This window comes from Allobosea sp. 2RAB26, from assembly GCF_052115465.1.
GTDB lineage: Bacteria > Pseudomonadota > Alphaproteobacteria > Rhizobiales > Beijerinckiaceae > Allobosea.
In genome coordinates, this window is the sequence record NZ_JBFRGS010000009.1 from 105,051 (window position 1) to 126,764 (window position 21,714).

General features: G+C 65.5%; 22 protein-coding genes and 1 pseudogene. 12 read left to right on the forward strand and 11 right to left on the reverse strand.

Features of this window, described 5'->3' with window-relative positions:
* The first annotated feature begins 58 nt into the window (after positions 1–58).
* The 3 genes from AB4118_RS18755 to AB4118_RS18765 all read left to right on the forward strand — a co-directional run bounded on the left by AB4118_RS18755 (position 59) and on the right by AB4118_RS18765 (position 3,636).
* Positions 59–1,147 (forward strand): PLP-dependent cysteine synthase family protein, encoded by a 1,089-nt coding sequence (locus tag AB4118_RS18755; protein ID WP_441491165.1) that lies wholly within the window; start codon positions 59–61, stop codon positions 1,145–1,147.
* A 16-nt stretch (positions 1,148–1,163) separates the two neighbouring features.
* Positions 1,164–2,663, forward strand: a complete 1,500-nt coding sequence (locus AB4118_RS18760; protein WP_441491166.1) for a pyridoxal phosphate-dependent decarboxylase family protein — start codon at positions 1,164–1,166, stop codon at positions 2,661–2,663.
* Positions 2,664–2,790: 127 nt separating this feature from the next.
* The gene (locus AB4118_RS18765) at positions 2,791–3,636 is read left to right on the forward strand and encodes a class I SAM-dependent methyltransferase (RefSeq protein ID WP_441491167.1); all 846 of its coding nucleotides are present in this window, start codon (positions 2,791–2,793) and stop codon (positions 3,634–3,636) included.
* A 345-nt stretch (positions 3,637–3,981) separates the two neighbouring features.
* Here the strand turns inward: AB4118_RS18765 and msrA are convergent, their stop codons facing one another.
* From msrA to AB4118_RS18780, 3 genes and pseudogenes are all read right to left on the reverse strand, one after another.
* Positions 3,982–4,497, reverse strand: a complete 516-nt coding sequence (gene msrA, locus AB4118_RS18770) for a peptide-methionine (S)-S-oxide reductase MsrA (protein WP_441491168.1) — start codon at positions 4,495–4,497, stop codon at positions 3,982–3,984.
* Between the two features lie 173 nt (positions 4,498–4,670).
* Positions 4,671–5,342: a PLP-dependent transferase gene (locus AB4118_RS18775; protein ID WP_441491169.1), complete on the reverse strand. Its 672-nt coding sequence runs from the start codon at positions 5,340–5,342 to the stop codon at positions 4,671–4,673.
* A 97-nt stretch (positions 5,343–5,439) separates the two neighbouring features.
* A pseudogene (locus tag AB4118_RS18780) lies at positions 5,440–5,805 on the reverse strand (PLP-dependent transferase); the annotation flags it as partial.
* Positions 5,806–5,994: 189 nt separating this feature from the next.
* Between AB4118_RS18780 and AB4118_RS18785 the strand changes: the two are divergent.
* Positions 5,995–6,444, forward strand: coding sequence for a hypothetical protein (locus AB4118_RS18785; protein ID WP_441491170.1), 450 nt, complete (start codon positions 5,995–5,997; stop codon positions 6,442–6,444).
* Between the two features lie 181 nt (positions 6,445–6,625).
* Here the strand turns inward: AB4118_RS18785 and AB4118_RS18790 are convergent, their stop codons facing one another.
* Both AB4118_RS18790 and AB4118_RS18795 read right to left on the reverse strand, forming a co-directional pair.
* Complete coding sequence (locus AB4118_RS18790) at positions 6,626–6,892, reverse strand: hypothetical protein (protein WP_441491171.1); 267 nt, start codon at positions 6,890–6,892, stop codon at positions 6,626–6,628.
* Between the two features lie 222 nt (positions 6,893–7,114).
* A complete protein-coding gene (locus tag AB4118_RS18795) occupies positions 7,115–7,822 on the reverse strand; it encodes a TetR family transcriptional regulator (protein WP_441491172.1) in 708 nt (235 codons plus the stop codon).
* 88 nt (positions 7,823–7,910) lie between these two features.
* On the opposite strand from AB4118_RS18795, the gene AB4118_RS18800 reads away from it, so the two are divergent.
* The 5 genes from AB4118_RS18800 to AB4118_RS18820 all read left to right on the forward strand — a co-directional run bounded on the left by AB4118_RS18800 (position 7,911) and on the right by AB4118_RS18820 (position 12,914).
* Positions 7,911–8,696 (forward strand): cyclase family protein, encoded by a 786-nt coding sequence (locus AB4118_RS18800; protein ID WP_441491363.1) that lies wholly within the window; start codon positions 7,911–7,913, stop codon positions 8,694–8,696.
* Positions 8,697–8,745: 49 nt separating this feature from the next.
* Positions 8,746–9,672 (forward strand): 3,5-dioxohexanoate:acetyl-CoA acetone transferase, encoded by a 927-nt coding sequence (kce, locus tag AB4118_RS18805; RefSeq protein ID WP_441491173.1) that lies wholly within the window; start codon positions 8,746–8,748, stop codon positions 9,670–9,672.
* Positions 9,673–9,680: 8 nt separating this feature from the next.
* Positions 9,681–10,721 (forward strand): SMP-30/gluconolactonase/LRE family protein, encoded by a 1,041-nt coding sequence (locus tag AB4118_RS18810; protein ID WP_441491174.1) that lies wholly within the window; start codon positions 9,681–9,683, stop codon positions 10,719–10,721.
* A 26-nt stretch (positions 10,722–10,747) separates the two neighbouring features.
* Positions 10,748–11,959, forward strand: a complete 1,212-nt coding sequence (locus AB4118_RS18815) for an ABC transporter substrate-binding protein (RefSeq protein ID WP_441491175.1) — start codon at positions 10,748–10,750, stop codon at positions 11,957–11,959.
* A 238-nt stretch (positions 11,960–12,197) separates the two neighbouring features.
* Positions 12,198–12,914: an amino acid ABC transporter ATP-binding protein gene (locus AB4118_RS18820; RefSeq protein ID WP_441491176.1), complete on the forward strand. Its 717-nt coding sequence runs from the start codon at positions 12,198–12,200 to the stop codon at positions 12,912–12,914.
* A gap of 154 nt (positions 12,915–13,068) precedes the next feature.
* Here the strand turns inward: AB4118_RS18820 and ubiA are convergent, their stop codons facing one another.
* From ubiA to AB4118_RS18850, 6 genes are all read right to left on the reverse strand, one after another.
* Positions 13,069–13,983 (reverse strand): 4-hydroxybenzoate octaprenyltransferase, encoded by a 915-nt coding sequence (ubiA, locus tag AB4118_RS18825; RefSeq protein WP_441491177.1) that lies wholly within the window; start codon positions 13,981–13,983, stop codon positions 13,069–13,071.
* 183 nt (positions 13,984–14,166) lie between these two features.
* Positions 14,167–14,958: an endonuclease/exonuclease/phosphatase family protein gene (locus tag AB4118_RS18830; protein ID WP_441491364.1), complete on the reverse strand. Its 792-nt coding sequence runs from the start codon at positions 14,956–14,958 to the stop codon at positions 14,167–14,169.
* Between the two features lie 111 nt (positions 14,959–15,069).
* Positions 15,070–15,564 (reverse strand): hypothetical protein, encoded by a 495-nt coding sequence (locus tag AB4118_RS18835; protein WP_441491178.1) that lies wholly within the window; start codon positions 15,562–15,564, stop codon positions 15,070–15,072.
* Positions 15,565–15,747: 183 nt separating this feature from the next.
* Positions 15,748–16,248 carry a sugar O-acetyltransferase gene (locus AB4118_RS18840; protein WP_441491179.1) on the reverse strand — a complete coding sequence of 167 codons (501 nt, stop codon included), beginning with the start codon at positions 16,246–16,248 and terminating at the stop codon, positions 15,748–15,750.
* Between the two features lie 190 nt (positions 16,249–16,438).
* Positions 16,439–17,368, reverse strand: coding sequence for a hypothetical protein (locus AB4118_RS18845; protein WP_441491180.1), 930 nt, complete (start codon positions 17,366–17,368; stop codon positions 16,439–16,441).
* A gap of 11 nt (positions 17,369–17,379) precedes the next feature.
* Complete coding sequence (locus AB4118_RS18850; protein ID WP_441491181.1) at positions 17,380–18,186, reverse strand: MerR family transcriptional regulator; 807 nt, start codon at positions 18,184–18,186, stop codon at positions 17,380–17,382.
* A 156-nt stretch (positions 18,187–18,342) separates the two neighbouring features.
* On the opposite strand from AB4118_RS18850, the gene AB4118_RS18855 reads away from it, so the two are divergent.
* The 3 genes from AB4118_RS18855 (at position 18,343) to AB4118_RS18865 (ending at position 21,699) form a co-directional block, all read left to right on the forward strand.
* On the forward strand, positions 18,343–18,561 hold the full coding sequence (locus tag AB4118_RS18855; protein WP_441491182.1) for a hypothetical protein: 219 nt from the start codon (positions 18,343–18,345) through the stop codon (positions 18,559–18,561).
* A 176-nt stretch (positions 18,562–18,737) separates the two neighbouring features.
* Positions 18,738–19,451: a riboflavin synthase subunit alpha gene (locus AB4118_RS18860; protein WP_441491183.1), complete on the forward strand. Its 714-nt coding sequence runs from the start codon at positions 18,738–18,740 to the stop codon at positions 19,449–19,451.
* 340 nt (positions 19,452–19,791) lie between these two features.
* Entirely contained in the window at positions 19,792–21,699 is a 1,908-nt protein-coding gene (locus AB4118_RS18865; RefSeq protein ID WP_441491184.1) for a potassium transporter Kup, read from the forward strand.
* Positions 21,700–21,714: the final 15 nt, after the last annotated feature.

Below are 21,714 nucleotides of genomic sequence, written 5' to 3' on the forward strand. Positions count from 1 at the left end.
GGAAGCTGCGGCGGCCGGGATGGCCACCGCCGGAAGTCAGTCATGAAGGAGGGAAACCATGCCTTCGATGGACATTTCGAGGACGACGCAAGGTCGGGGCCGCCTGTTCGAAACCGTGCTCGACACGATTGGCGACACCCCGGCCATCCGCATCAACAATCTCGGCGTCGATCACGCCACGATCTATGTGAAGGCCGAATTCTTCAATCCGGCCGCCTCGGTCAAGGACAGGCTGGCGGTGGCCGTCATCGAGGAGGCCGAGCGCAGCGGCGCCTTGCGGCCCGGGCAGACGGTCGTCGAGGCGACCAGCGGCAATACCGGCATCGGCCTCGCCATGGTCTGTGCGCAGAAGGGCTATCCGCTCGTCGTCACCATGGCGGATAGTTTTTCGGTCGAACGTCGGCTGCTGATGCGGATGCTCGGCGCGAAGGTCGTGCTGACGCCGCGGGCGCAAAAGGGGTTCGGCATGTATCTGAAGGCCGTCGAACTGGCCGAGAAGAATGGCTGGTTCCTTGCCCGGCAGTTCGAGACCAAGGCCAATGCCGCCATCCACGAGGCCACCACGGGCCGCGAGATCGTCGGCGATTTCGCCGGCTCGCGCCTCGACTATTTCGTCACCGGCTATGGCACCGGCGGTACGGTGGTCGGCGTCTCGCGCGTGCTCAGGCGGGAGCGTCCGGAGACGAAGATCATACTGAGCGAGCCGGCGAATGCGCAGCTGATCGGCAGCGGCCAGAGCCAGCAGCGTGGTGCGGGAGGCGCGCCATCGGTCAGCCATCCCGCCTTCGAGCCGCATCCGATCCAAGGCTGGACGCCGGATTTCATCCCCGACGTGCTGCAGGAGGCGATCGACGAGCATTACTATGACGACGTGGTTCCGATTGCCGGACCGCAGGCGATCGAGTGGGCCCGGCTGCTGGCGCAGAAGGAAGGGATCTTCACCGGGATCTCGGGGGGAGCGAGTTTTGGCGTCGCCCGGGAGGTCGCTGCTACGGCGCCGGCGGGCTCCGTCATCCTGTGCATGCTGCCCGACACGGGCGAGCGCTACCTCTCGACCCCGATGTTCGACGCGATCCAGCCCGGGATGGATGCGGAGGAGCTGGCATTGTCGCAATCGACGCCCGGTTTCCAGATCGCGGCCGAATAGCGCTGAGGAGACAGCCATGGACGCGCGCGTGTTCCCATCGATGCAGACGGATCCCGACGGATATGGCGGGGAGGAAACGCTCGATCCGCAGGATTGGGACGCGGTTGCCGAACTGTCGCATCGCGTCGTCGACGACGCGGTCCGCCATCTCAGGGATCTGCGCGAACGGCCGGTCTGGCGGCCGATGCCGGGGGATGTCGAGGCGCTGTTCCGCGCCCCCGTGCCCGATCAGCCCATGCCGATCGAGCAGGTCTACGGCCTGGTGCACGACAGCGTGCTGGCCTATCCGATGGGCAATATCCATCCCCGCTTCTGGTCGTGGTTCATGGGGGCGGGCAATTTCTCCGGTGCGCTCGGCGACTTCATCGCCGCCGTTCAGGGCTCGAATCTGGGCGGCGGGAGCCATGCCGCTGCCCGGCTCGACCAGCAGGTCGTCGGCTGGCTGCGCGATATGGTCGGCCTGCCGTCTTCGGCCAGCGGCACTCTTGTCAGCGGCGGCTCGGTGGCGAACCTGATCGGGCTGACCGTCGCGCGCAACACGGCGGCGGGGATCGATCTGCGCGAGCACGGGGTCGCCGCGCTGGATCTGCCGTTGCGCTATTATGCCTCCGATCAGGTCCATTCCTGCCACCGCAAGGCCGTCGAGGCGCTGGGGCTCGGCAACAAGGCCTTGCGCCGGATTCCGACCGGCCCCAGCTGCCGGATCAACCTGAATGCGCTGCAGGCCGCGATCGCGCAGGACCGGGCCGAGGGCTTTCATCCCGCCTGCATCATCGGCACGGCCGGCACCGTCAATTCCGGGGCTGTCGACGATCTGGCGGCGCTCGCCGACATCGCGGCCGATGAAAACATCTGGTTCCATGTCGACGGCTGCATCGGCGCCCTGCTGACGATCGCACCGAAGAACGCCTGGCGGGTGAGGGGCATCGAGCGCGCCGATTCCGTGGCGCTCGATCCGCACAAATGGCTCCACGCTCCGTTCGAGGTCGGCTGCGCCCTAATCCGTGACCGGGGAAGCCACAGGAACAGCTTTGCCGTCTCCCCGGAATATCTGCAGACCACTGCGCGGGGCATCGCGTCTGGGGACTGGCTATACGAATACGGGCTGCAGACGACGCGCGGTTTCAGCGCCCTCAAGGTCTGGATGGCGCTGATGGAGCACGGCGTTGCGAAATTCGGCCGCCTGATCGACCAGAACCTCGCGCAGGCCGCCTATCTCGCCGAGTTGATCCGGTCGCAGCCGGCCCTGGAGCTGGTTGCCCAGCCGGAGATCAATATCGTCTGCTTTCGTGTCGCTCCGGAGGGCCGTGACGAGGAGCGCGTCAAGCAGATCAATGTCGAGATCATGCTTCGCCTCCAGGAGACCGGCATTGCTGCCCTGTCCGACACGACGCTCCGGGGGCGGCACTGCCTGCGCGTGGCGATCTGCAATCACAGGACGAGGCTGGAGGATCTGGACCAGCTCGTCACCGCCGTGCTGGCCCTTCGAACGGGCATGGCAGAGCAGGCAGCCTGAGGCGCTGAGGTCAACGTCTCGCCCCCGCGAGCACCGTTGCACGGCGAAACGGGTTGAAACCTGCCGCAGTCGGTCCATGCTGGTCTCAGTTTTCGGGTCGGAAGTGCATCACGGAAGGAAAACGTGCATGTCCACGAACCTCGATCAGATCCGCGACCAGCAGCGCGACACCTGGGATCGTTTTTCCGCCGGCTGGAAGACATGGGATCGCCTGGTCCTGAGTTGGCTTGCTCCCTTCGGTGCGGCGATGATCAGACAGGCCGATCTCCATGACGATTCCCATGTCCTGGATGTGGCTGCCGGCACCGGCGAGCCGGGGCTCACGGCGGCGGCGTTGGTCCCGCGTGGTCGCGTGACCGTGACCGACCTCTCGCAAGCCATGCTGGCGGTGGCGGCAGAGAACGCTGCGCGTCGCGGCCTGCGGAATTTCGACACCAGACCGTGCGATGCCGGTGCATTGCCCTTCGACGATGCGAGCTTCGACGCCGTACTCTGCCGCTTTGGCTTCATGTTCTTCCCCGACATCGATGCGGCAGTGCGCGAGTTCGCACGCGTGGCAAAGCCGAACGCTCGCATTTGCGCCGCCGTGTGGGGCGCCCCGGAGAAGAATCCCTGGGCAACGACCATCATGGGCACGATTGCGCGCCATGTTGAGATGCCGCCGCCGCCACCGGGTTCGCCAGGCCTGTTTCGCTGCGCGCCGGAGGGCCTGATGCGTTCCGCCTTTGCCGCAGCGGGCTTGCACGACATCACCGAAGAGGAGGTGTCGGCCGAGATGGTTCACGAGACGCCGGAGCAATACTGGCAGTTCATGAACGACATCGCCGCCCCGGTCGTTGCCGGGCTCGCCAAGGCCGATGCTGAGACGGCGGAGCGGATCCGCAGCGAAGTCCTCGACCTGGCGCGCCAGTCCATCCGGGACGGCAAACTGGGCCTGATGTCGACTGCAAGGGTGATCGTCGGCTCGCGCTAGGACCCGGCGCGTGCGTTCACGACCAAGGCATCGGCGCGTGGCTGTCATTGGGGCGGGTCTGCGCCGGGGCGCGTGCGGACCGTCGCTATCGTCCCGACCAGGACCAGGACGCCGGGAACGGGCCCGAAGCGAACGCCATTCCCGGGCTGCCGAGGAGAGGGATCGTGATCAGGCCGGGCGCGAAGGCGTCTCTGCGGCCGGCCAAAGCCGACGGCCTGGTCCTGCACTCGGCCCCGGCATGGTCATCGACACGGCCTCAGGCAGTGCCAGGCTCTGGAACTGATCCGCCAACCCGCCGAAGGGCTCGTCGCGCCGAGCCCTTCTCCATGCCCCTGCCTGCGATCGTCAGGCGGCGTGGCTGCGGCGCGGCAGCTTCCAGTCCGGGCGGGCGAAATGGCAGGTGTACCCCCCGGGCTGGCGCTCGAGATAATCCTGGTGTTCCGGCTCGGCCTCCCAGAAGTCGGAGACCGGCACCAGTTCGGTGACGACTTTTCCCGGCCACAGGCCCGAGGCATCGACATCGGCGATCGTCTCCTCCGCCACTTTCCTTTGCTCTTCGGACCCGTAGAGGATCATCGAGCGATAGCTCAGGCCGATGTCGTTGCCCTGCCGGTTCTTCGTGGTCGGGTCGTGAATCTGGAAGAAGAATTCGAGCATATCCCTGAAACTCGTCTTCTCCGGGTCGAAGACGATCTCGATCGCCTCGGCGTGGGTGCCATGATTGCGATAGGTCGCATTCGGCACGTCGCCGCCGGAATAGCCGACCCGTGTGGAGATGACGCCCGGGCGACGCCGGATCAGATCCTGCATGCCCCAAAAGCAGCCACCGGCCAGCACGGCCCGTTCAGTTGCGCCAGTCATTGCTCTTCTCCTTCTTCAGCCGATCGCGTGCGAAACAGTGCCTCGTCTGGCAAGTAATCGCCAAGAGGGGCGATCGCCAGAGGGGGATCGCCATGGCTTTGTCGCCAGAGATGACGTGCACGGAGGCCGTGTGGATGGCCGTGCGCGTCCAGGTAAGACAAATTCACGTCACGCTACGCGACCTGCTTCAGGGCCTGCTCCAGGTCGGCGATGAGGTCGGCGGGCTCCTCCAGGCCGACATTCAGCCGGACGATCCGGCCATCATAGCCGCGCTGCGTCCGCGGCAACGGCGGGTAGGCCATCGCCAGGCTATGCGTGCCGCCCCAGCTGAAGCCCAGCCGGAACAGGCGCAGCGCCTCGACGAAATCTGTGACGCGCTGCGTATCCCAGCCCGGCTCGAACACCACCGAGAACACGCTCGCCGAGCCGGTGAAATCGCGCCGCCAGATCTCGTGCCCCGGACAGTCCGGCAGGGCCGGGTGGAGCACGAGCGCGACCTCGGGGCGCGCCTTGAGCCAGTGGGCGACCTCCAGCGTCGTCTTTTCCAGGCGGTCGAGGCGAACAGCCAGCGTCTCCAGCCCGCGCAGGGCAAGCGCGCAATCGTCCGGCGACACCGCCATGCCGAGCAGGCGGTGTGTCGCGCCGATCCGCTCCTGCGCCTCCGCCGTCCCGACCGAGACGGTGCCGAGCAGGATGTCGCTATGGCCGCCGACATATTTGGTCAGCGCCTGCATGCTGACATCGACCCCATGCGCGAAGGCATCGAACAACACGCCCGCCGCATAGGTGTTGTCGAGCGCGACAGGTACGCCCGCCGCATGCGCTGTGGCGACGATGGCCGGCACGTCCTGCACCTCCATGGTGATCGTGCCGGGGCAGCGCAGCGATGCCGGAGCCGATCAGCGGATCATAGGTCTCGACCGTGATGCCGAGCCCGGCCAGCAGCTCATCGGCGAGTTCGCGGTTGGGCCCATAGGCGGTCTCGGGCAGGAGGGCGTGATCGCCCGCACGGCAGAAGGCGAGATAGATCAGCGCGATCGCCGCCTGGCCGCCCGGCACGACGAAGCTCGCGCGCGCGCCTTCGAGGTCGGCGATGCGCAGCGCGAGTTCCCGCGTCGTCGGCGTACCGTAGAGGCCGTAGGAGTAGCCTTCGCCCCGCCAGTCGTCGCGAGCCTCGGCGACGCGCTCGAACAGCACGGTCGAGCCGCGATGAATGGCGGGGACGAGGGCGCGAAAATCCTGCGATGCGGCGACCCGGGGGTGCACGAGCCTGGTCCGCCAATGCCGGGTGGGGTGTTCGTCGGTCATTGCGTCTCACCGAATCGCCGGGGCCGACAGCCCCCTGAACCAGCAAGGGTGGAGGCCGCTCCCCGCCGCTGTCAAAGGGGACGGGGCGATCGCTAGGGGGCTCCGACACAACTTATCGCTGCATCGGGATCGAAATCGCCCTTCGCGCGTTAAACCTCTGCGCCACCAAGCGAGCGCGAGGAGTAGACGATGACGACGATGAGGCAGACAGCCGTTTCTTTCGCGGCCCTTCTGATGCTGGCATCACCCGCCTTGGCGCAGTCGCCGCCGCTCGGGCCTTCGACCGGCACTGTTCGCATCGAGCAGGTTTCCGCCGGTTTCATCGCCTCGGGCGAGGCGGGCGGCGGCACCTTGCGCTTTCAGGGCCGCTCCTATCCGATCTCGGTCGGCGGCCTTGGCATCGGCTCCATCGGCGCATCGCGCACGGTCGCAACCGGGACGGTCTACGGGCTGCGCAAAGTGTCTGATTTCGCCGGCGCTTATGTCCAGCTGAAGGAAGGCTGGGCGGTTGGCAGGCAGGGCGGCGGCAATGTCTATCTGCGCAACGACAAGGGCGTGACCCTGCGATTGGCGACGCGCCGGCAAGGGCTTCAGCTTTCGCTCGGCGCAGATGGCGTGCTGATCGGCTTCAAGCAGTAGAAGACCATCCGGCAACCAGTTCACCGGACCGGATCTCGCATCCGGTCCGACCCTTGCGTAGCAAGGGAGGCAGTTTCCGTCCAAAAGAAGAGGGATCAGGAATCCATCTGATCTCGGCTGCTCACGACGCGTCCGACTGGCGCGCCCGGACATTCCCCCTTGTGTCTGCGCCATGCGCCGGTCAGCGGGCTGATGTTTTAAGATAGTCTTCGACCCGGCTCAGCAACAGCGCGCAGCGTTGGAGCGTTGCTTCCGTGTCTCCAAGGTTCTCGCGGTCGAGCACCGCGAACTCCCTGATCATCGATCCCGGCGGGAATTGCTGCCAGCTGAGGTCAATGTGATACCAATCCTCGCCGACCGGCAGGCCGTTCCAGAAATGGGTTTCGTCACTTTCGCCCGTCCACACCATTCCCTTGATGATTTCCGTTTGCGGGTAATAGTGCTGCACGACCCGTGAGGTTGGGTAACTGACCAAGGGCGGGATTGCCGGGCTTCACAGCCGCCTTGTACGAGGTTCGTCCGTCCCAGGACGCCTCCAAAGCCTCGCGAAGGCGCAACATTCGGTCCTGGAGCTTGGTCTGGTTCGGCATGGCGACTCCCATGGGTTCCGGCATCGGATCCTGCTGAGGTTCAAGCTCGCTCCGATGGATCTTGCGTCGCACGCGACCAGTCACGCTCTCAGTCCCGATGGCGCCTTACCCTCGCGCAACGCGGCTTCGTCACTCGCAACGGGAAGCGCGCGGAACAGGGCCGCGATCATGTGGACGAAGAAATCGCACATGCGCGGATCGCCCGATTGCGCACGGCCCTCGGAGAGCCGTTCGACCCGGCGGTCGGCGACATGCATCAGGAGCGCTCCGAGCGCATATTCATAGCCCCAGACCATCGTCTCCCGTGATCGGCCGGGCAGGGCCTGCATCATCGCATCGATCAGACTATGGGCCAGGCGGTCGTAGACGCGTTCGATGATCGCGCTCGCCTCCGGTCCCGGATCCCAGGCGGTGCGGGCCACGAGCAGCGAGAATGCGTCTGCGCCGGCTTCCCGCAGGCGAATGACCGGCTCGGCCCAGGCCCGGACCAGATCCTCGACCGCATGGGGATTGGCGCCGGAGATATCGACCGCGGCAATCCTGTCGATGCGCTCGGTGACGTAGCCGCTGCGATGCGCGAAGACCGCGGAGAACAGGTCCTCTTTGCGCCCAAAGTGATAGCCGACAAGGGCAAGCGGCACCTTGGCCGCGCCCGCGATGTCGCGGACCGAAACGCCGGAATAGCCACGTTCGGCGAACAGGGCCTCGGCCGCGCTGAGGATCGCGAGCCGCCGATCTTGCGCCGCCTCGGCCTTCCGCGAACGTTTTGCCTCGACCGGTCCGGTCATGCCGCCCCCTCCATCAGCACTCCTCGTCGATGATCTTGTACGATCGTCCAAGATATCCTATCCCATTCCCGACGCCGGCAAGCCCGGCATGCGGCTGGCGGCGATGAACCTGATCGATCTGTCCATTCCCCTGGAAAACGACGTACCGGCCGATCCGCCCTTCCAGAAGGTCAGGATCGACTACCGCCATCACGGTGAGACGGCGACGGAAATCGCCGCTGCCTTTCCGGGTCTGCGCCCCGAACAGCTTCCGGACGGCCAGGGCTGGGCGGTCGAGCAGGTCAATATCTCGACCCATAACGGCACCCATGTCGATGCCCCCTGGCATTATCATCCCACGATGGATGGCGGCGTGCGTGCCGCGACGATCGATGAATTGCCGCTCGACTGGTTCATCAGGCCGGGCGTGAAGCTCGATTTCCGCGATATGCCGGACGGGCATGTCGTGACACCCGACGAAATCGACGCCGAGCTCCGGCGCATCGGCCATCGCCTGCAGCCCTTCGAGATCGTCGTCGCCAACACCCGCGCCGGCCAGCGCTATGGCGAGTCCGACTATATCCATTCCGGCTGCGGTTTTGGGCGGGCGGCCACGCTGCATCTCGTCCGGCAGGGCATCCGCGTCGTCGGCACCGATGGCTGGAGCTGGGATGCCCCGTTCAGCCATACCGCGCGCCGCTTCGCCGAGACCGGGGACGCCTCGCTGATCTGGGAAGGCCACAAGGCCGGCCGGGAGGCGGGCTATTGCCAGATCGAGAAGCTGCACAATCTGGAAGCGCTGCCGCCGACGGGGTTCACCATCTCCTGCCTGCCGGTGAAGGTGAAGGGCGGCTCGGCCGGCTGGACCCGGGCTGTCGCCATTCTGAACGCATGACATCGCAGGCATAGGTCGAAACACAACGGCCGATCCCGGGGAGGGGCATATGGGCAAGGTCATCATCACCTGTGCGGTCACGGGCGGCATTCATACGCCGACCATGTCCGAGCACCTGCCGATCACGCCGGGCGAGATCGCCCAGCAGGCGATCGAGGCGGCGGAGGCCGGCGCCGCCATCCTGCATCTGCATGCGCGCGATCCCAGGGATGGGCGGCCGACGCCCAATCCGGCCGTGTTCATGGAGTTCCTGCCGCGGATCAAGCAGGCGACCGATGCGGTGATCAACATCACCACGGGCGGCGGTCTCAACATGACCGTCGAGGAGCGTCTTGCCGCGCCGCTTCAGGCCGCGCCCGAGATGTGCTCGCTCAACATGGGCTCGATGAACTTCGCGCTGCATCCGCTCGCCAAGCGCTACAGCAACTGGAAGCATGGCTGGGAAGAGCCCTATCTCTCCGGCACGAAGGATTTCATCTTCCGCAACACCTTTGCCGATATCGAGCGGATCTATAAGCTGCTCGGCGAGGGGCACGGCACCAAGTTCGAGCATGAATGCTACGATGTGGGCCATCTCTACAACCTCGCCCATTGCCTCGATCAGGGCTGGTTCAAGCCTCCGGTCTTCCTGCAGCTGATCTTTGGGATTCTCGGCGGCATCGGCGCCGACATGGACAATCTGATGTTCATGAAGCGCACGGCCGACAAGCTGTTCGGCAAGGACTATCAGTGGTCCGTCCTGGCCGCGGGCCGCCACCAGATGCCGTTCTGCACGCAGGCTGCGATGATGGGCGGCAATGTCCGCGTCGGCCTCGAGGACAGCCTGTTCATCGGCCGCGGGCAGCTCGCCCGCAGCAATGCCGAGCAGGTCGCCAAGATCCGGCGCATTGTCGAGGAACTCGGAATGGAGATCGCGACGCCGGCGGAAGCACGCGCCACGCTCGGGCTGAAGGGCGGCGACCAGGTGAACTTCTGAGGCGCGCCATGGCGGGGACACCCAATCCGATCGACGGCTTCACGGTCGATCCAGCGGCGATCAGCTATGTCGGCGAGTGCCTGCAGCGCCCGGAATGCATCCTGGCCGAGCCGGACGGCACGCTCTGGTCAGCCGATGCGCGCGGCGGTGTCGTGCGCATCGTCCCGAACGGGCGCCAGCGGCTGATCGTGCAGCAGGCGAGCCGCGGCTTTGCCGAGGCCGTAAACGACGAGGACCGCTTCGTCGCCGGCACCTTGCCGAACGGGCTGGCCTTTGCCCGCAATGGCGACATCCTGATCTCGAATTTCGGGACCGACCGGCTCGAGATCATGACCCGGGACGGGCAGACGCGCGTCCTGATCGACAACATCGACGGCGAGCCGATCGGCAAGGTCAATTTCGTGCTGCGCGACAGCCGGGACCGGATCTGGTTGACGATCTCGACCCGGACGAAGAACTGGATGAAGGCGATGAGCCCCGCGATCCGGGACGGCTATGTCGCGCTCTATGATGGCGGGCGCCTGCGCGTCGTCGCCGACGGCTTCCATTTCACCAACGAGATCAGGCTCGATGCCGCCGAGGAGTGGCTCTATGTCGTCGAGACCTGCGGCCGCCGCGTGACGCGGCTGCGTGTCGGCGGGGATGGCAGCCTTTCGCAGCGAGAGACATTCGGCCCCAGCGATCATGGCGCCTTCATCGACGGCATCGCCTTCGACGCCCACGGCAATCTCTGGGGCACCCATGTCATGACCGACCGCATTTTTGCGATCACGCCCGACGGCGACCTGCGCATCCTGCTCGACGATGATCGCGGCAGCGCGGCGGGCAGGGCGCTGATGGCGGCCTTCGCCCGCGACGAGGCGACGCCCGAGCTGATGCTCGCCTGTGGCGGCAGCATCGCCCCCTGGTTCGCCAGCATCACCTTTGGCGGTCCCGATCTGCGCACCGCCTATATCGGCAGCCTGAGGGGCACGCGCATTCCGACATTCCGGTCACCTGTTGCCGGATTGCCGCTGGCTCATTGGCACGGGAACGATCGACCCGCCTGACGGTCGACGGATTGGGAGGATTTGGAATGCGGATCAAGTTCGTAGCAGCGACGGTCGCGCTGGCGCTCGGGTGGCCGGGTCTCGCGGCAAAGGCGGAGGTCTCCGACGGAGTCGTCAAGATCGGCGTCCTCACCGACATGTCCGGCGTCTATTCCGACATCACCGGCAAGGGATCGGTGCTGGCGACAAGGATGGCGATCGATGATTGCCTTGCGGCCGAATGCGCCGGCATGACGATCGAAACCGTCTCGGCCGATCATCAGAACAAGGCCGATGTCGCCTCCGTGATCGCGCGCGAATGGATCGACCAGCAGAAGGTCGATGTCCTCGCCGACATGTCGAACGCCTCGCTCCAGCTCGCCTTGCCGCCGCTGCTGAAGGAGAAGAACCGGGTCGGCCTGTTTCCGGGCGGCACGGCGCGGCTGACCGGTGACGCCTGCCAGCCCGATCATATCGTGCAATGGATGTGGGACACCTATGTCCAGGTCTCCGGGGTCGCGAATGCGCTGACGAAGCCCGGCTCGAAATGGTATCTGGTGACGGCGAATTATGCGCTGGGACACCAGCTCGAAGCCGATACCAAGACCCTGGTGACGGCCAAGGGCGGGAACTATCTCGGCTCGGTCCGGCATGCCTTTCCCGCAACCGAATTATCGTCGCAGCTCCTGACCGCGCAAGGCTCGGGCGCCGACATCATCGCGCTGGCCAATGCCGGTGGCGACACGATCGCCGGGATCAAGACGGCTCGGGACTTTGGCGTCGGCCAGGGCGCCCAGAAGCTGGTCGCCTTCTTCATGACCGTGATGGATGTGAAGAGCGTCGGCCTCCAGGGCGCGCAGGGCACCGTGCTGACGGAAGGCTTCTACTGGAACCTGGATGATCGGACGCGCGCCTTCTCCGAGCGCTTCAAGGCGAAGAACGGCACCGTTCCCTCGGCCATCCATGCCGGAATCTATTCGGCGGTCCGGCATTATCTCAAGGCGGTCGCAGCCGCGAAATCCGACGACGCCAAGACCGTCATCGCCAAGATGCGCGAGATCCCGATCGAGGACGATGTCGTGCGCAGCGCGAAGCTGCGCGAGGACGGACGCATGGTCCATGACTTCTACGTCTTCCAGGTGAAGAAGCCGGAAGAGTCGAAGGGCGATTGGGACTTCTACAACCTCGTCGCGACCATCCCCGGAGACCAGGCCTTCCGCTCGCTCGCAGACGGCGCCTGCCCGGCTCTCAAGAAATAGAGAGGCGTCGCCGATGGTCTGGGGTTGGGGACGTCATCGCCCTGGCCTCCAGGCCAGCAGCGACGCCGCCGCGCGCGCCGCCGGTTTCGTGGAGACCGGGACGGGGTGTTCGGAGACACTGGAGGTGGCGCCTGTACCACCTTCCGGCTCATCCCCATCTATGTCATGATCACTATCATTGACTTCGCGCATTGCTTCGACCTGACGCAATGGAGCCGGCGGCTCGAGCGGAGGCTGCATGTCGCTCCTTGATCTGAATGACGTGGTCAAGCGCTACGGCCAGCACACGGTCTTGAATGGCGTGTCGCTCACCGTCGCGAAGGGGGAGATCGTCGCCGTCATCGGCCGCTCGGGCTCGGGCAAGAGCACCTTGCTGCGCTGCGTGAACGGGCTGGAGCCTATCCAGGGCGGCACCATCTCCTTCAACGGCACCGTGGTCAACGATCCCGGCACGGATCTGCGCAAGCTGCGCCAGCATGTCGGCATCGTGTTCCAGAGCTTCAATCTCTTCCCGCATCTCAGCGCCGAGGAGAACATCACGCTCGCGCCCAATGTGGTGAAGGGGGTGCCGCTGGCCGAGGCACGGCACCTGGCTGAAACCGTGCTGCGAAAGGTAGGACTGGCCGAGAAGATCGATGCCTATCCCGATCAGCTCTCCGGCGGTCAGCAGCAATGTCTGGCCATCGCGCGTTCGCTGGCGATGTCGCCGCAACTCATCCTGTTCGACGATCCGGAGCTGGTCGGCGAGGTGCCGAAACTGCTGGAGGAGATGGTGCGCGACGGCATGACCATCATGCTGGTGACCCACGACATCGGCTTTGCCTGCAAGGTCGCCAACCGCGTGGCGTTCATGCACCAGGGCCTGATCTGGGAGGAAGGTCCCGCGGCCGCGACGCTCGCCCGGCCTCGCACGCCGGAGCTGGAGACGTTTCGAAGCGCTGTCCTATTGCATTGAGCTCACCGCCGGCAGGAGCAAATTAAGCGGGTCGAACGTCCGCTTAAGGGGGGCAGCTGCTGGCGAGGGCGGAGATCGAGGGGCATGAGGATGCATGTCAGTCGGGAACCGCGGGCCTTAGCGAGCGAGTTTCGCGACCGACCGCGCCGGCGCCTCACATCGTCCCCAGCAAGGCCGCAGCGGCCAGCAGCGCCCCGGTCAGGATGTTCGCCAGGAACAGCCCGAAATTCACGTCGGGGCGGGCAAGGTCGATCCGCCAGGTCTGCCAGGCCAGATGCGCGGCGATCAGCAGCATGCCGATGGCGTAAGGCGGCGACATGCCCAGCAGCCAGCCACCAAGCGACCAGGCTGCAAGCGTCAGCGCATAGAACAGCCCAACCCACGCCTTGCCGTGCCGCCCGAACAGGATCGCCGTCGATTTCAGCCCGAGGCGGCTATCGTCCTTCACGTCGACATAGGCATAGACGGTATCGTAGCCGATCTGCCAGGCGATGGCCCCGGCCCACATCAGCACCGCGCCGGGCGGGATTTGCCCCGCGACCTCGGCCCATGCCATGAGCATGCCCCAATTGAAGGCCGCGCCCAGGACGGCTTGCGGCCAATGGGTGAAGCGCTTGCAAAGCGGGTAGATGAACACGAGCGGGAGTACGCACAGCGCGACCAGAGCTGTGTATGGGGCAAGGCCAAGCAGCAGCGCAGCCGCCAGCGCGAGCTGGACGCCCAGAAAGACGAAGGCTTGTCGCGTGCCGATCTGCCCGCTTGCCAACGGCCTGAAGCGGGTTCGCTCGACATGGCCGTCAAAGTTCCGATCGGCGATATCGTTGATGGTGGAGCCGGCGCTTCGCATCAGCAACGCACCGAGCGAGAAGATGGCCAGGAGCCCGAGGTCGGGAACGCCATGGGAGGCCTGGATCAAGGCGGCCCAACAGGGGAACAACGTGAGCCATATGCCCACGGGGCGATCGAGCCGCGCCAGCCGCATATAGGGCCGCCATGCGGCCGGCAGCCGGCGGTCGACCCAATCGCCCTGATGGATGTCGCTCAAGTCCGGGCGGCTTGCCGTTGTCATGACCTGATCTACGTTCCTGTCGCGAACTTCCGATGAACGCGACAGTCTTGTCCGCGATTCCAGCACCATCGCAGAATGGAATTTGTGAGCCAAGGATCGAAGCCGGCAACGGGGGCGACGCGGCGCGCCATCCGCTTCCGACAAGCGCTCCCGCAGCATGTCGCGGATTTCCGGCGGCGTCTGTCATATCGTGAGAAGAAGCGGTCGATGGTCCGAGACCTCGGGATGCTCGACCACCGTGAATTCGATCACGTCGATGCTGCTGCGCACGAGCATATAGTCGGCGTAGCGACCCGCCTTCTTGTAGTGCGAGGTTCGGGTGTCGGTGCATCCGGTCGCCGTGACGAGGTCGTGCAGGCCGATCTCGGCCAGGATGTCGAACGTCCGGCTGCCAGGTTCGACATTGAAATCGCCGCAGACGACCAGGCGCTCCCCGGGCGGCGCGACATTCGCGATCAAGCGCGCGAAGCGCGTCGCCTGCTCCAGGCGCTCTTGTGTGTCCTGCTTGCCCGCGAGGTCGCGAAGCCCGTGCATATGCGCGATGGTGATCGGCCACCCCCGTTCGAAATCGAAAAGTCGGATGACATGAGCATTGCGCGACCTGGGATGGTCTCCGTAGCCATCCCAGGAGAACGCCCTGTGCACGAAGCCTTGTGCCTGCCCGATGATCGGATAGGCAGATCGCACGAATGTCGCCAGGCCCCATTGCGAGGGCACGGGTTTGCCGTCGTCCCAGAGAACGCCCTGCGCCGCCGGGAAGAACATCGCGGTATGGTCGGGCAGAGCCGCGCCAATATCGCGGAAAAAGTTTGCACGCTGGGGAAGAACATGATCGCCGTCGCGGTAGGTCAGCCAGTCCTTTGACGACGAAGGCGTATGCACGACTTCCTGCAGGCAGAGGATGTCGGGTAGAGCGCTGCGGAGATAGGCGTCCGATGCGGAGAGAGCGCGGATCACGCGGAAATCCCGGACAATGACTAGCGCCTTGTCGCGCTGCGCGGCAATTGCCGACACGTGCTGCACCGTCCGTCGTGCGGCCGTTGCGGAGAGACGCGTATCGGAAGGTCCGATACGCGCCGGGTCTTCTCAGTTGATCGACTTGATGCTGCCGAAGATATCGTCGAGCGCCTTGGCGTGCGTCTCGCGCCCTTCGTCATTGCCCCAGACGGTGATCATGATCATCCGGCCGCTGCCGGCCGGCATCAGGATGAAATCGACTGTCGTCGGGCCGTTCGCGTCAGTGGTGCGGAACTGGAAGACGGTCGAGGAAATCCCGTTGATCGGGACTTCTGCCTGGATCGGCTTCACCTGCTTGATCTTGTTTTCCTTCATCCAGGATTCGTTCGTGGCCATCATCTTGTCGATCTCGCGGGCATGCGCGAACTCGACCGAGAAGAAGATCGCCTCGTCCTGCGGGCGCGCGGAGTAGCCGAACTCGATCTCCTGCGTCTTCCAGTTGTTCGGAACGGTCAGCGTAATGGCCGGGTTCTTGTCGGGAACCGCGAAATTCTTGGCGGCGGCAGGCACGACGCACAGAAGCGCGGCGGCGAAAGCCGCAAGGCAGAGACGGGCGATAGACATGGGAGAGTTCTCAAGAGCCAGGTGACACATGTGACCTGCAGCCCGCTCGTTTCCTCTGCGCCACCAATGGCGCTGACGCAATGCCGATGGACCGGCCGTGCCGCGTAAACTTTAACCGGCCCGGCATTCGCCAGGGGATCGCGGGCGAAGGAGCATTTGACTGCCCATTATACGGGCGGTTCTTCAGTCGGCGATCGAACGAATGACCCGCGCCGGATTGCCACCGACAAGGGTGTTCGAAGGAACGTCCCTGGTGACGACCGAAGCCGCCGCGACGACCGAATTCTCTCCGATCGTCACGCCACCGATGATGGTCGCACCGGCTGCGATCCAGACATTTCTCCCGATCGCGATGGGCTTTGCGGTGACGCGGGCGCGCCGTTGGGACGGCTCAAGGGGGCGGCCGGTCGTGATGATGCTCACATTCGGCCCGATCAGCACGTCGTCGGCAATATCGAGCCCGCCGAGATCATAGAAGGTGCAGTTCTGATTGACGAAGACATTGCGCCCGACACGGATATTGACCCCATTTTCCGTATAGAACGGCGGTATCAACACGAAACTGTCGTCGACCCTCTTGCCGATGAGATCGCTGAACAAGGCCCGGACTTCATCGGCATCGTTATAGGTCAAACGGTTGAGGGTGGCGGTGATCGTCATCGCCCGCTTGACGTTTGCCGACATCGCCGCCGATTCCGGCGTTCTCCTGGGAATGAACCTGGTGCGATCATCATTCGCCATTCGGTATTGTCCTCCGGGCGCGGTCAAGCGAGGTCCCGGTGCATGACAGCGCCGCCGGGATTCGCTGAGGGTAGCTGCAAATCGCCGGGATAAGCGTCCAAACGTCCAGGCGCGTCCACTCCCAGGCAGGCATTCAGCTTTGGTTTTCCAAGGCCGTCCGCAGCATGTCGTAGGTGGGCGCCAGGTCACGAAGGGCGGTCGCCGCAACGGCGTCGTTGCCGACAACCAGCGGATATTGCATCGCGCCGATCAGGCGCGCCTGCCTGTCGGCAATCCGCGCGGCCTCGGCATAGCCGGCGCGCGCCAGGCAGGCTGCGGCATCGACCGCGCGGCGGGCGCCGACCCTGACCGCGAAATGGACCATATGGCCGCGCAGCGCCTCGTCGCATCGCGCCTCGATCCGTGCCGCCAGGGCTTCGGCTGCTTCGCCATTGCCGAGGCTTCCGGCCGGCATGCCGAGATCGCCGTCCATCGACAGCCAGCGGATCGCCGCCGGGACGGACGCACGGATCGTCTCCACCTCGCTGACCTCTGCGACGCGCCTGAAGGCGGTTCGCATGGTGTAGGGCGCGCCATAGATCAGCGTGCTGGCGCTCCAGGCGGCCATGAAATCGGCGACCGGCAGGGTGGCATAGGGATAGCCTTGCGGATCATGCATCACCACGCGCTCATTATCCGCTTCAAGGACGACGACGTAGTGGTCGGCCTCGATCGGTCCACGCATGCCCGGCTGGTGCCGCAGATGCCCCATCTCGACCGGGCCGATCCAGACCGGTCCGCCAGCCAGCGCCGCCTTGAGCCGGGCGAGGGCCTCCTCGGCCTCGCCGCCCTGCGTGACCGTCGATGTCCAGCCGAGCGACGAAAGCGCGTCCTCAAAGCCCTTCTCCGGGTCCCAGCCATAGGGATCGAAGAATGGCAGCGTGCCGCCGCTCAACTGCATGCCGAACGGACTGCCGATGGCGATCTCGATCACCGCGGTGGAGGGCGCGTCGGCCCCGAACATCATCGCGAAGGAATTGGCGTAGCAATAGGGGCCGGAGCCCGTATAGGAAAAATGCGTCATGGCGGGCTCGCTTACAGGGTGATCGGATAGGCGACATCGAAACGTGCGCCGCCGGTTCCGGGATAGGTTTCGCAGGGGCTGTCGCTGCAGCTCAGATCGCTTCGTGCGTCGAGCCACGCCTCGATCGCGTCATAGACGCGCAGGACGAGCGGGAAATCTTCATAAGCCCTGGGCACCGGCAGATAGGCCTCGCGCCGCGCCGGCTGCAGCCATAGGCGCAGGTCGCCGGCAGGTTCCAGGCTGCCCTCATAGGCGATGGCGACCTCGACCAGACCTTCGCTGTCGCGGCTGACGAGGCTGTGGCAATGCACGCTCATCGGCCCGTCGCCCGGCAGGCCCGAGCCCCGCAGATGGGCGCGGATATCGGCCTCGGCGCTGGCGACGAAATCGTCGAGGGCCTCGACGCCGACGTGGCGCTGGCGGGACACGACCTTGCTGGCCTCGATCTCGCGCAAGCTTATCGCCGTGGCCAAGGCGGGTTCACCACCGTCGGCGTGTCGGGCAAGCGCCCGAACACCCTCGGTCTGCTCTGCCAGAAGCTCGTTCTGCGCGCTGAGCCATGTCTGCAACTCGACGGCGCGCGCCTCGGGCGCAAGCGCGACAAGCTGCCCGACGCGCGCTACCGGCAGACCGAGCCGCCGCAGCCTGGCGATCAGCCGCGCCCGTGGCGCCTGCTCGGGGGCGTAATAGCGGTACCCGGTCTGCGGATCGACATGGGCCGGCACGAGCAGGCCCTGTTCGGCATAGAGCCGCAAGGCCTTCGGTGACAGCCGCGTGGCGGCGCCGAAACGTCCGGCAAGAAGATAGGAATCGCTCATGAATCCATCTCTAGAGTCAGCCCTTGGGGCGAGGTCAAGCGCCCGAAGGAGCCTTCGCCATGGCGGCCCGACCTCGGCCTTCCAGTCTCCGGGCTGGCGATGTCATCGGGCTTCATGGCACGATCCGAGCCTTGCCATTCAGACGTGGAGCGCCTGATGACCAATGCCAGCGCCGGGAACCCCGTTGCCGACGAGGCTCCGACTCATCCCGAGGAAATCAGATCCGAGTTCGACCTGCGTGTCGGCAAGCACATCACCCTGCAGGGACGGGCGCGGATCACTCCGGCTGGCTTGATCTGCTCCGGGCTCGCGGTCGCCATGGTGACGTTTGCTCTGGGCTACGTTGCCCGCTCGCTCCCAGCGCGGCGGCGCTGAGCCTTCGGACCGGCATGGTCCATCGCCCCTGCGCCCGTTCATCCGGGCTGTCCTGGTCAAAGCGGCCGACAGCCAACTCCGACCCATCGCGGACGCTCGCAGGCCTTGCCCTGATCGACTGGCCTGCCGCATCCGGCGAGCGCTATAAGGCGCGGCTCGAGAGGATGAGGACAGCGATGTTCACCGGCATTGTTCAAACCGTAGCGCGGGTTGCAGCCATTGAGGACGACAATGGCATCCGGACCTTCACGCTCGATTTCCCCGCAGGGTTTACCGAAGGGCTCGGCATCGGGGCCAGCGTCGCCGTGGATGGCGTCTGCCTGACGGCAACGACGATCATGTCCACTGAGCGGGTGCTCTTCGACGTCATGCTCCAGAGCCTCGCGGTCACCACGCTGGGGGATTGTGGGCCGGGCAGCATGGTCAATGTCGAACGGGCGGCGAAGGATGGCGCAGAGATCGGTGGGCACCCTCTCTCGGGCCATATCGACTTCGCAGCGCGGATCGACCTCATCAAGGAATACGGAGGCAACAAGGCCATCCGGTTCTCCATCCCTCGGCCCTTCGAGCGGTACATCTTCCCGAAAGGCTACATCGCCATCAACGGATGCAGCCCGACGGTCTCGGAGTGCAACAAGGCCGAGGGCTGGTTCGAGATCTGGCTTATCCCCGAGACGCGCCGGGTGACGAATCTCGACGCCAAGCGAGAGGGTGACGCGGTCAATGTCGAGATCGAACGGGGGACTCAGGTGGTTGTCGACACGGTGCGGGACACCGTCGCGGAAAGCCTCGGCGAGCTGCGCCCGTTGCTCGAAGCCCTGCTGAAGGAACGTGGCCTGGCTCTGGAGGACTTGGTGACGCCCTCGGCCCTGTTGCCTCCCCGTCACTGAGGGGGCGCGGCCTCCGCGCCTTGCGGAGCTCGTCCTGCCTGATCGCGAACCGCAATCGTCGGTCTTCACCTGAACCGGCCAGGGCCCCTGAAGGCGTTTGGGTGACTCAGACGCGGCCCCATGGTTCTGGTCCAGCTTGACCTCCGTTCTGGCCGATCGTGAGGATCAGACCAGGGGCGCACGGCATCCCGCACGGCGAGGAAGCGCAGCCCTTTGGACGGGCGCCTGACCTGCGGGACGACGATGGTCCTTCCGACCCGCGCGACCGGCATCCTCGCCCCCTAGCAATTTGCCCCCAATGCTCGCAGATTATGTACTGGGTTGCAGCTGGGATCGAACCATGACTGCCCACAGCGCTCAGGTAACGAGACCGCCCGCTGCCCTGCCGGTCGCCGCCACGCTCGGCGCTCTCGGCGTCGTCTATGGCGATATCGGAACAAGTCCGCTCTATGCCTTGCGGGAAGCGGCGAGGGCGGCGACCCAGGGCGGCAGCCTCAGTCAGGATGCGGTGCTCGGCATCGTCTCGCTCATCCTGTGGGCGCTGATCCTGATCATCTCCATGAAATACGCGCTGCTGATCCTGCGTGCCGATAATCGCGGCGAGGGCGGCATCGTCGCCATGCTGGCCCTGCTCTCGGCCCGCAACGCCGAGCCGGGGAGCTGGCGCGCCTATCTCCTGATCGTCGGCCTGATCGGTGCGGCGCTGCTTTACGGCGACGGCGCCATCACCCCGGCCATCTCGGTGCTGAGCGCCGTCGAAGGCCTGAAGCTCGACGCGCCGGCGCTGCAGCATGTCGTGGTGCCATTGACCGTGGTCATCCTGATCGGCCTGTTTGCCGTCCAGAAGAAGGGCACAGGCTTCATCGGCGCGATCTTCGGTCCGGTCATGCTTGGCTGGTTCATCATCATCGCGCTGCTTGGCCTCCACGGCATCGCCCAGGCGCCCGGCGTGCTTGTGGCGCTGAGCCCGCTCTACGCCGTCAATTTCCTGATCCACCAGGACTTCCATGTCAGCTTCGCCATTCTCGGCGCGGCATTCCTGGCCGTCACCGGCGGCGAAGCCATGTATGCCGACATGGGACATTTCGGCCGCCTGCCGATCAGGCTCGCCTGGTTCGGCATTGCCCTGCCGGCGCTCGTGCTGAACTATTTCGGTCAGGCCGGACTCCTGATCACCGACAGCGCCGCGCTGGATAATCCATTCTACCAGCTGGCGCCGGACTGGGCGCATTACCCGCTGGTCGCCCTTGCCACAGTGGCGACCGTGATCGCCTCGCAAGCCATCATTTCCGGGGTGTTCTCGCTGACGCAGCAGGCGATCCAGCTCGGCTTCCTGCCCCGCATGCATATCGAGCACACGGCAAGCCACGAGATCGGCCAGATCTATGTGCCGCTGGTGAACTGGCTGCTGGCGGCGGCGACGCTCGGCGCGGTGATCGGCTTCGGCTCGTCCGATGCGCTGGCAGGCGCCTATGGCATCGCCGTCTCCCTGCTGATGGCCATCACCACCCTGTTGGCCGCGCTCGTTGCGCTGCACTGGGGCTACCCGCCGGTGATCGTGATTGCGGTCAACGGCTTCTTCCTCGTCATCGACTGCATCTTCTTCGCCGCGAACACGACCAAGCTGTTCGAAGGCGGCTGGTTCCCGCTCCTGCTTGCGGCCGCTGCCGCCTTCGTGATGCTGACCTGGCGCAGCGGCGTCAAACTGGTCGAGCGCGCCCGCCGCAATCTGCGCCAGCCGGAGGAGGAGCTGATCGAGAGCGCGGTCGCGACCTGCTGCTCGCGACTGCCCGGAACCGCCGTCTTCATGGCCTCGGCTCCCCATGGCGTGCCGCTCGCGCTGACGCAGTTCGTCAAGCACAACCGCGTCCTGCATGAGCGCATCCTGCTGGTCACGGTCGTCATCGCAGAGGTCCCCCGCGTCGAGGAGGATGGCCGCGTCGAGGTGATCGAACTCCATGAGAGCATCACCCGGATCATCCTGCATTTCGGCTTCATGCAGTATCCGAGCATCGCCGACGGACTTCGGATGGCCTGCGAACAGGGCAGGCTGCCCGGAGTGGACCCCACCCAGATCACCTATTTCATCAGCCGCGAGACGATCATCCCGACCAAGCAGATCGCCGGCATGGCGGTCTGGCGGGAAACGCTGTTCGCCTTCCTCCAGCGCAATGCCGAGCGCTCGGCTGCGTTTTTCGGCGTGCCGACCAAGCAGGTGGTCGAGCTCGGAACCGAGATCGAGATCTGACGGGCATGGGCAAGC

Excerpts from the sequence above, each read along its gene's own strand:
- AB4118_RS18755 (WP_441491165.1), top strand. The coding sequence starts at position 59 with ATGCCTTCGATGGACATTTCGAGGACGACGCAAGGTCGGGGCCGCCTG.
- AB4118_RS18760 (WP_441491166.1), top strand. The coding sequence starts at position 1,164 with ATGGACGCGCGCGTGTTCCCATCGATGCAGACGGATCCCGACGGATAT.
- AB4118_RS18765 (WP_441491167.1), top strand. The coding sequence starts at position 2,791 with ATGTCCACGAACCTCGATCAGATCCGCGACCAGCAGCGCGACACCTGG.
- msrA (WP_441491168.1), bottom strand. The coding sequence starts at position 4,497 with ATGACTGGCGCAACTGAACGGGCCGTGCTGGCCGGTGGCTGCTTTTGG.
- AB4118_RS18785 (WP_441491170.1), top strand. The coding sequence starts at position 5,995 with ATGACGACGATGAGGCAGACAGCCGTTTCTTTCGCGGCCCTTCTGATG.
- AB4118_RS18795 (WP_441491172.1), bottom strand. The coding sequence starts at position 7,822 with ATGACCGGACCGGTCGAGGCAAAACGTTCGCGGAAGGCCGAGGCGGCG.
- AB4118_RS18800 (WP_441491363.1), top strand. The coding sequence starts at position 7,911 with ATGCGGCTGGCGGCGATGAACCTGATCGATCTGTCCATTCCCCTGGAA.
- kce (WP_441491173.1), top strand. The coding sequence starts at position 8,746 with ATGGGCAAGGTCATCATCACCTGTGCGGTCACGGGCGGCATTCATACG.
- AB4118_RS18810 (WP_441491174.1), top strand. The coding sequence starts at position 9,681 with ATGGCGGGGACACCCAATCCGATCGACGGCTTCACGGTCGATCCAGCG.
- AB4118_RS18815 (WP_441491175.1), top strand. The coding sequence starts at position 10,748 with ATGCGGATCAAGTTCGTAGCAGCGACGGTCGCGCTGGCGCTCGGGTGG.
- AB4118_RS18820 (WP_441491176.1), top strand. The coding sequence starts at position 12,198 with ATGTCGCTCCTTGATCTGAATGACGTGGTCAAGCGCTACGGCCAGCAC.
- ubiA (WP_441491177.1), bottom strand. The coding sequence starts at position 13,983 with ATGACAACGGCAAGCCGCCCGGACTTGAGCGACATCCATCAGGGCGAT.
- AB4118_RS18835 (WP_441491178.1), bottom strand. The coding sequence starts at position 15,564 with ATGTCTATCGCCCGTCTCTGCCTTGCGGCTTTCGCCGCCGCGCTTCTG.
- AB4118_RS18840 (WP_441491179.1), bottom strand. The coding sequence starts at position 16,248 with ATGTCGGCAAACGTCAAGCGGGCGATGACGATCACCGCCACCCTCAAC.
- AB4118_RS18845 (WP_441491180.1), bottom strand. The coding sequence starts at position 17,368 with ATGACGCATTTTTCCTATACGGGCTCCGGCCCCTATTGCTACGCCAAT.
- AB4118_RS18850 (WP_441491181.1), bottom strand. The coding sequence starts at position 18,186 with ATGAGCGATTCCTATCTTCTTGCCGGACGTTTCGGCGCCGCCACGCGG.
- AB4118_RS18855 (WP_441491182.1), top strand. The coding sequence starts at position 18,343 with ATGACCAATGCCAGCGCCGGGAACCCCGTTGCCGACGAGGCTCCGACT.
- AB4118_RS18860 (WP_441491183.1), top strand. The coding sequence starts at position 18,738 with ATGTTCACCGGCATTGTTCAAACCGTAGCGCGGGTTGCAGCCATTGAG.
- AB4118_RS18865 (WP_441491184.1), top strand. The coding sequence starts at position 19,792 with ATGACTGCCCACAGCGCTCAGGTAACGAGACCGCCCGCTGCCCTGCCG.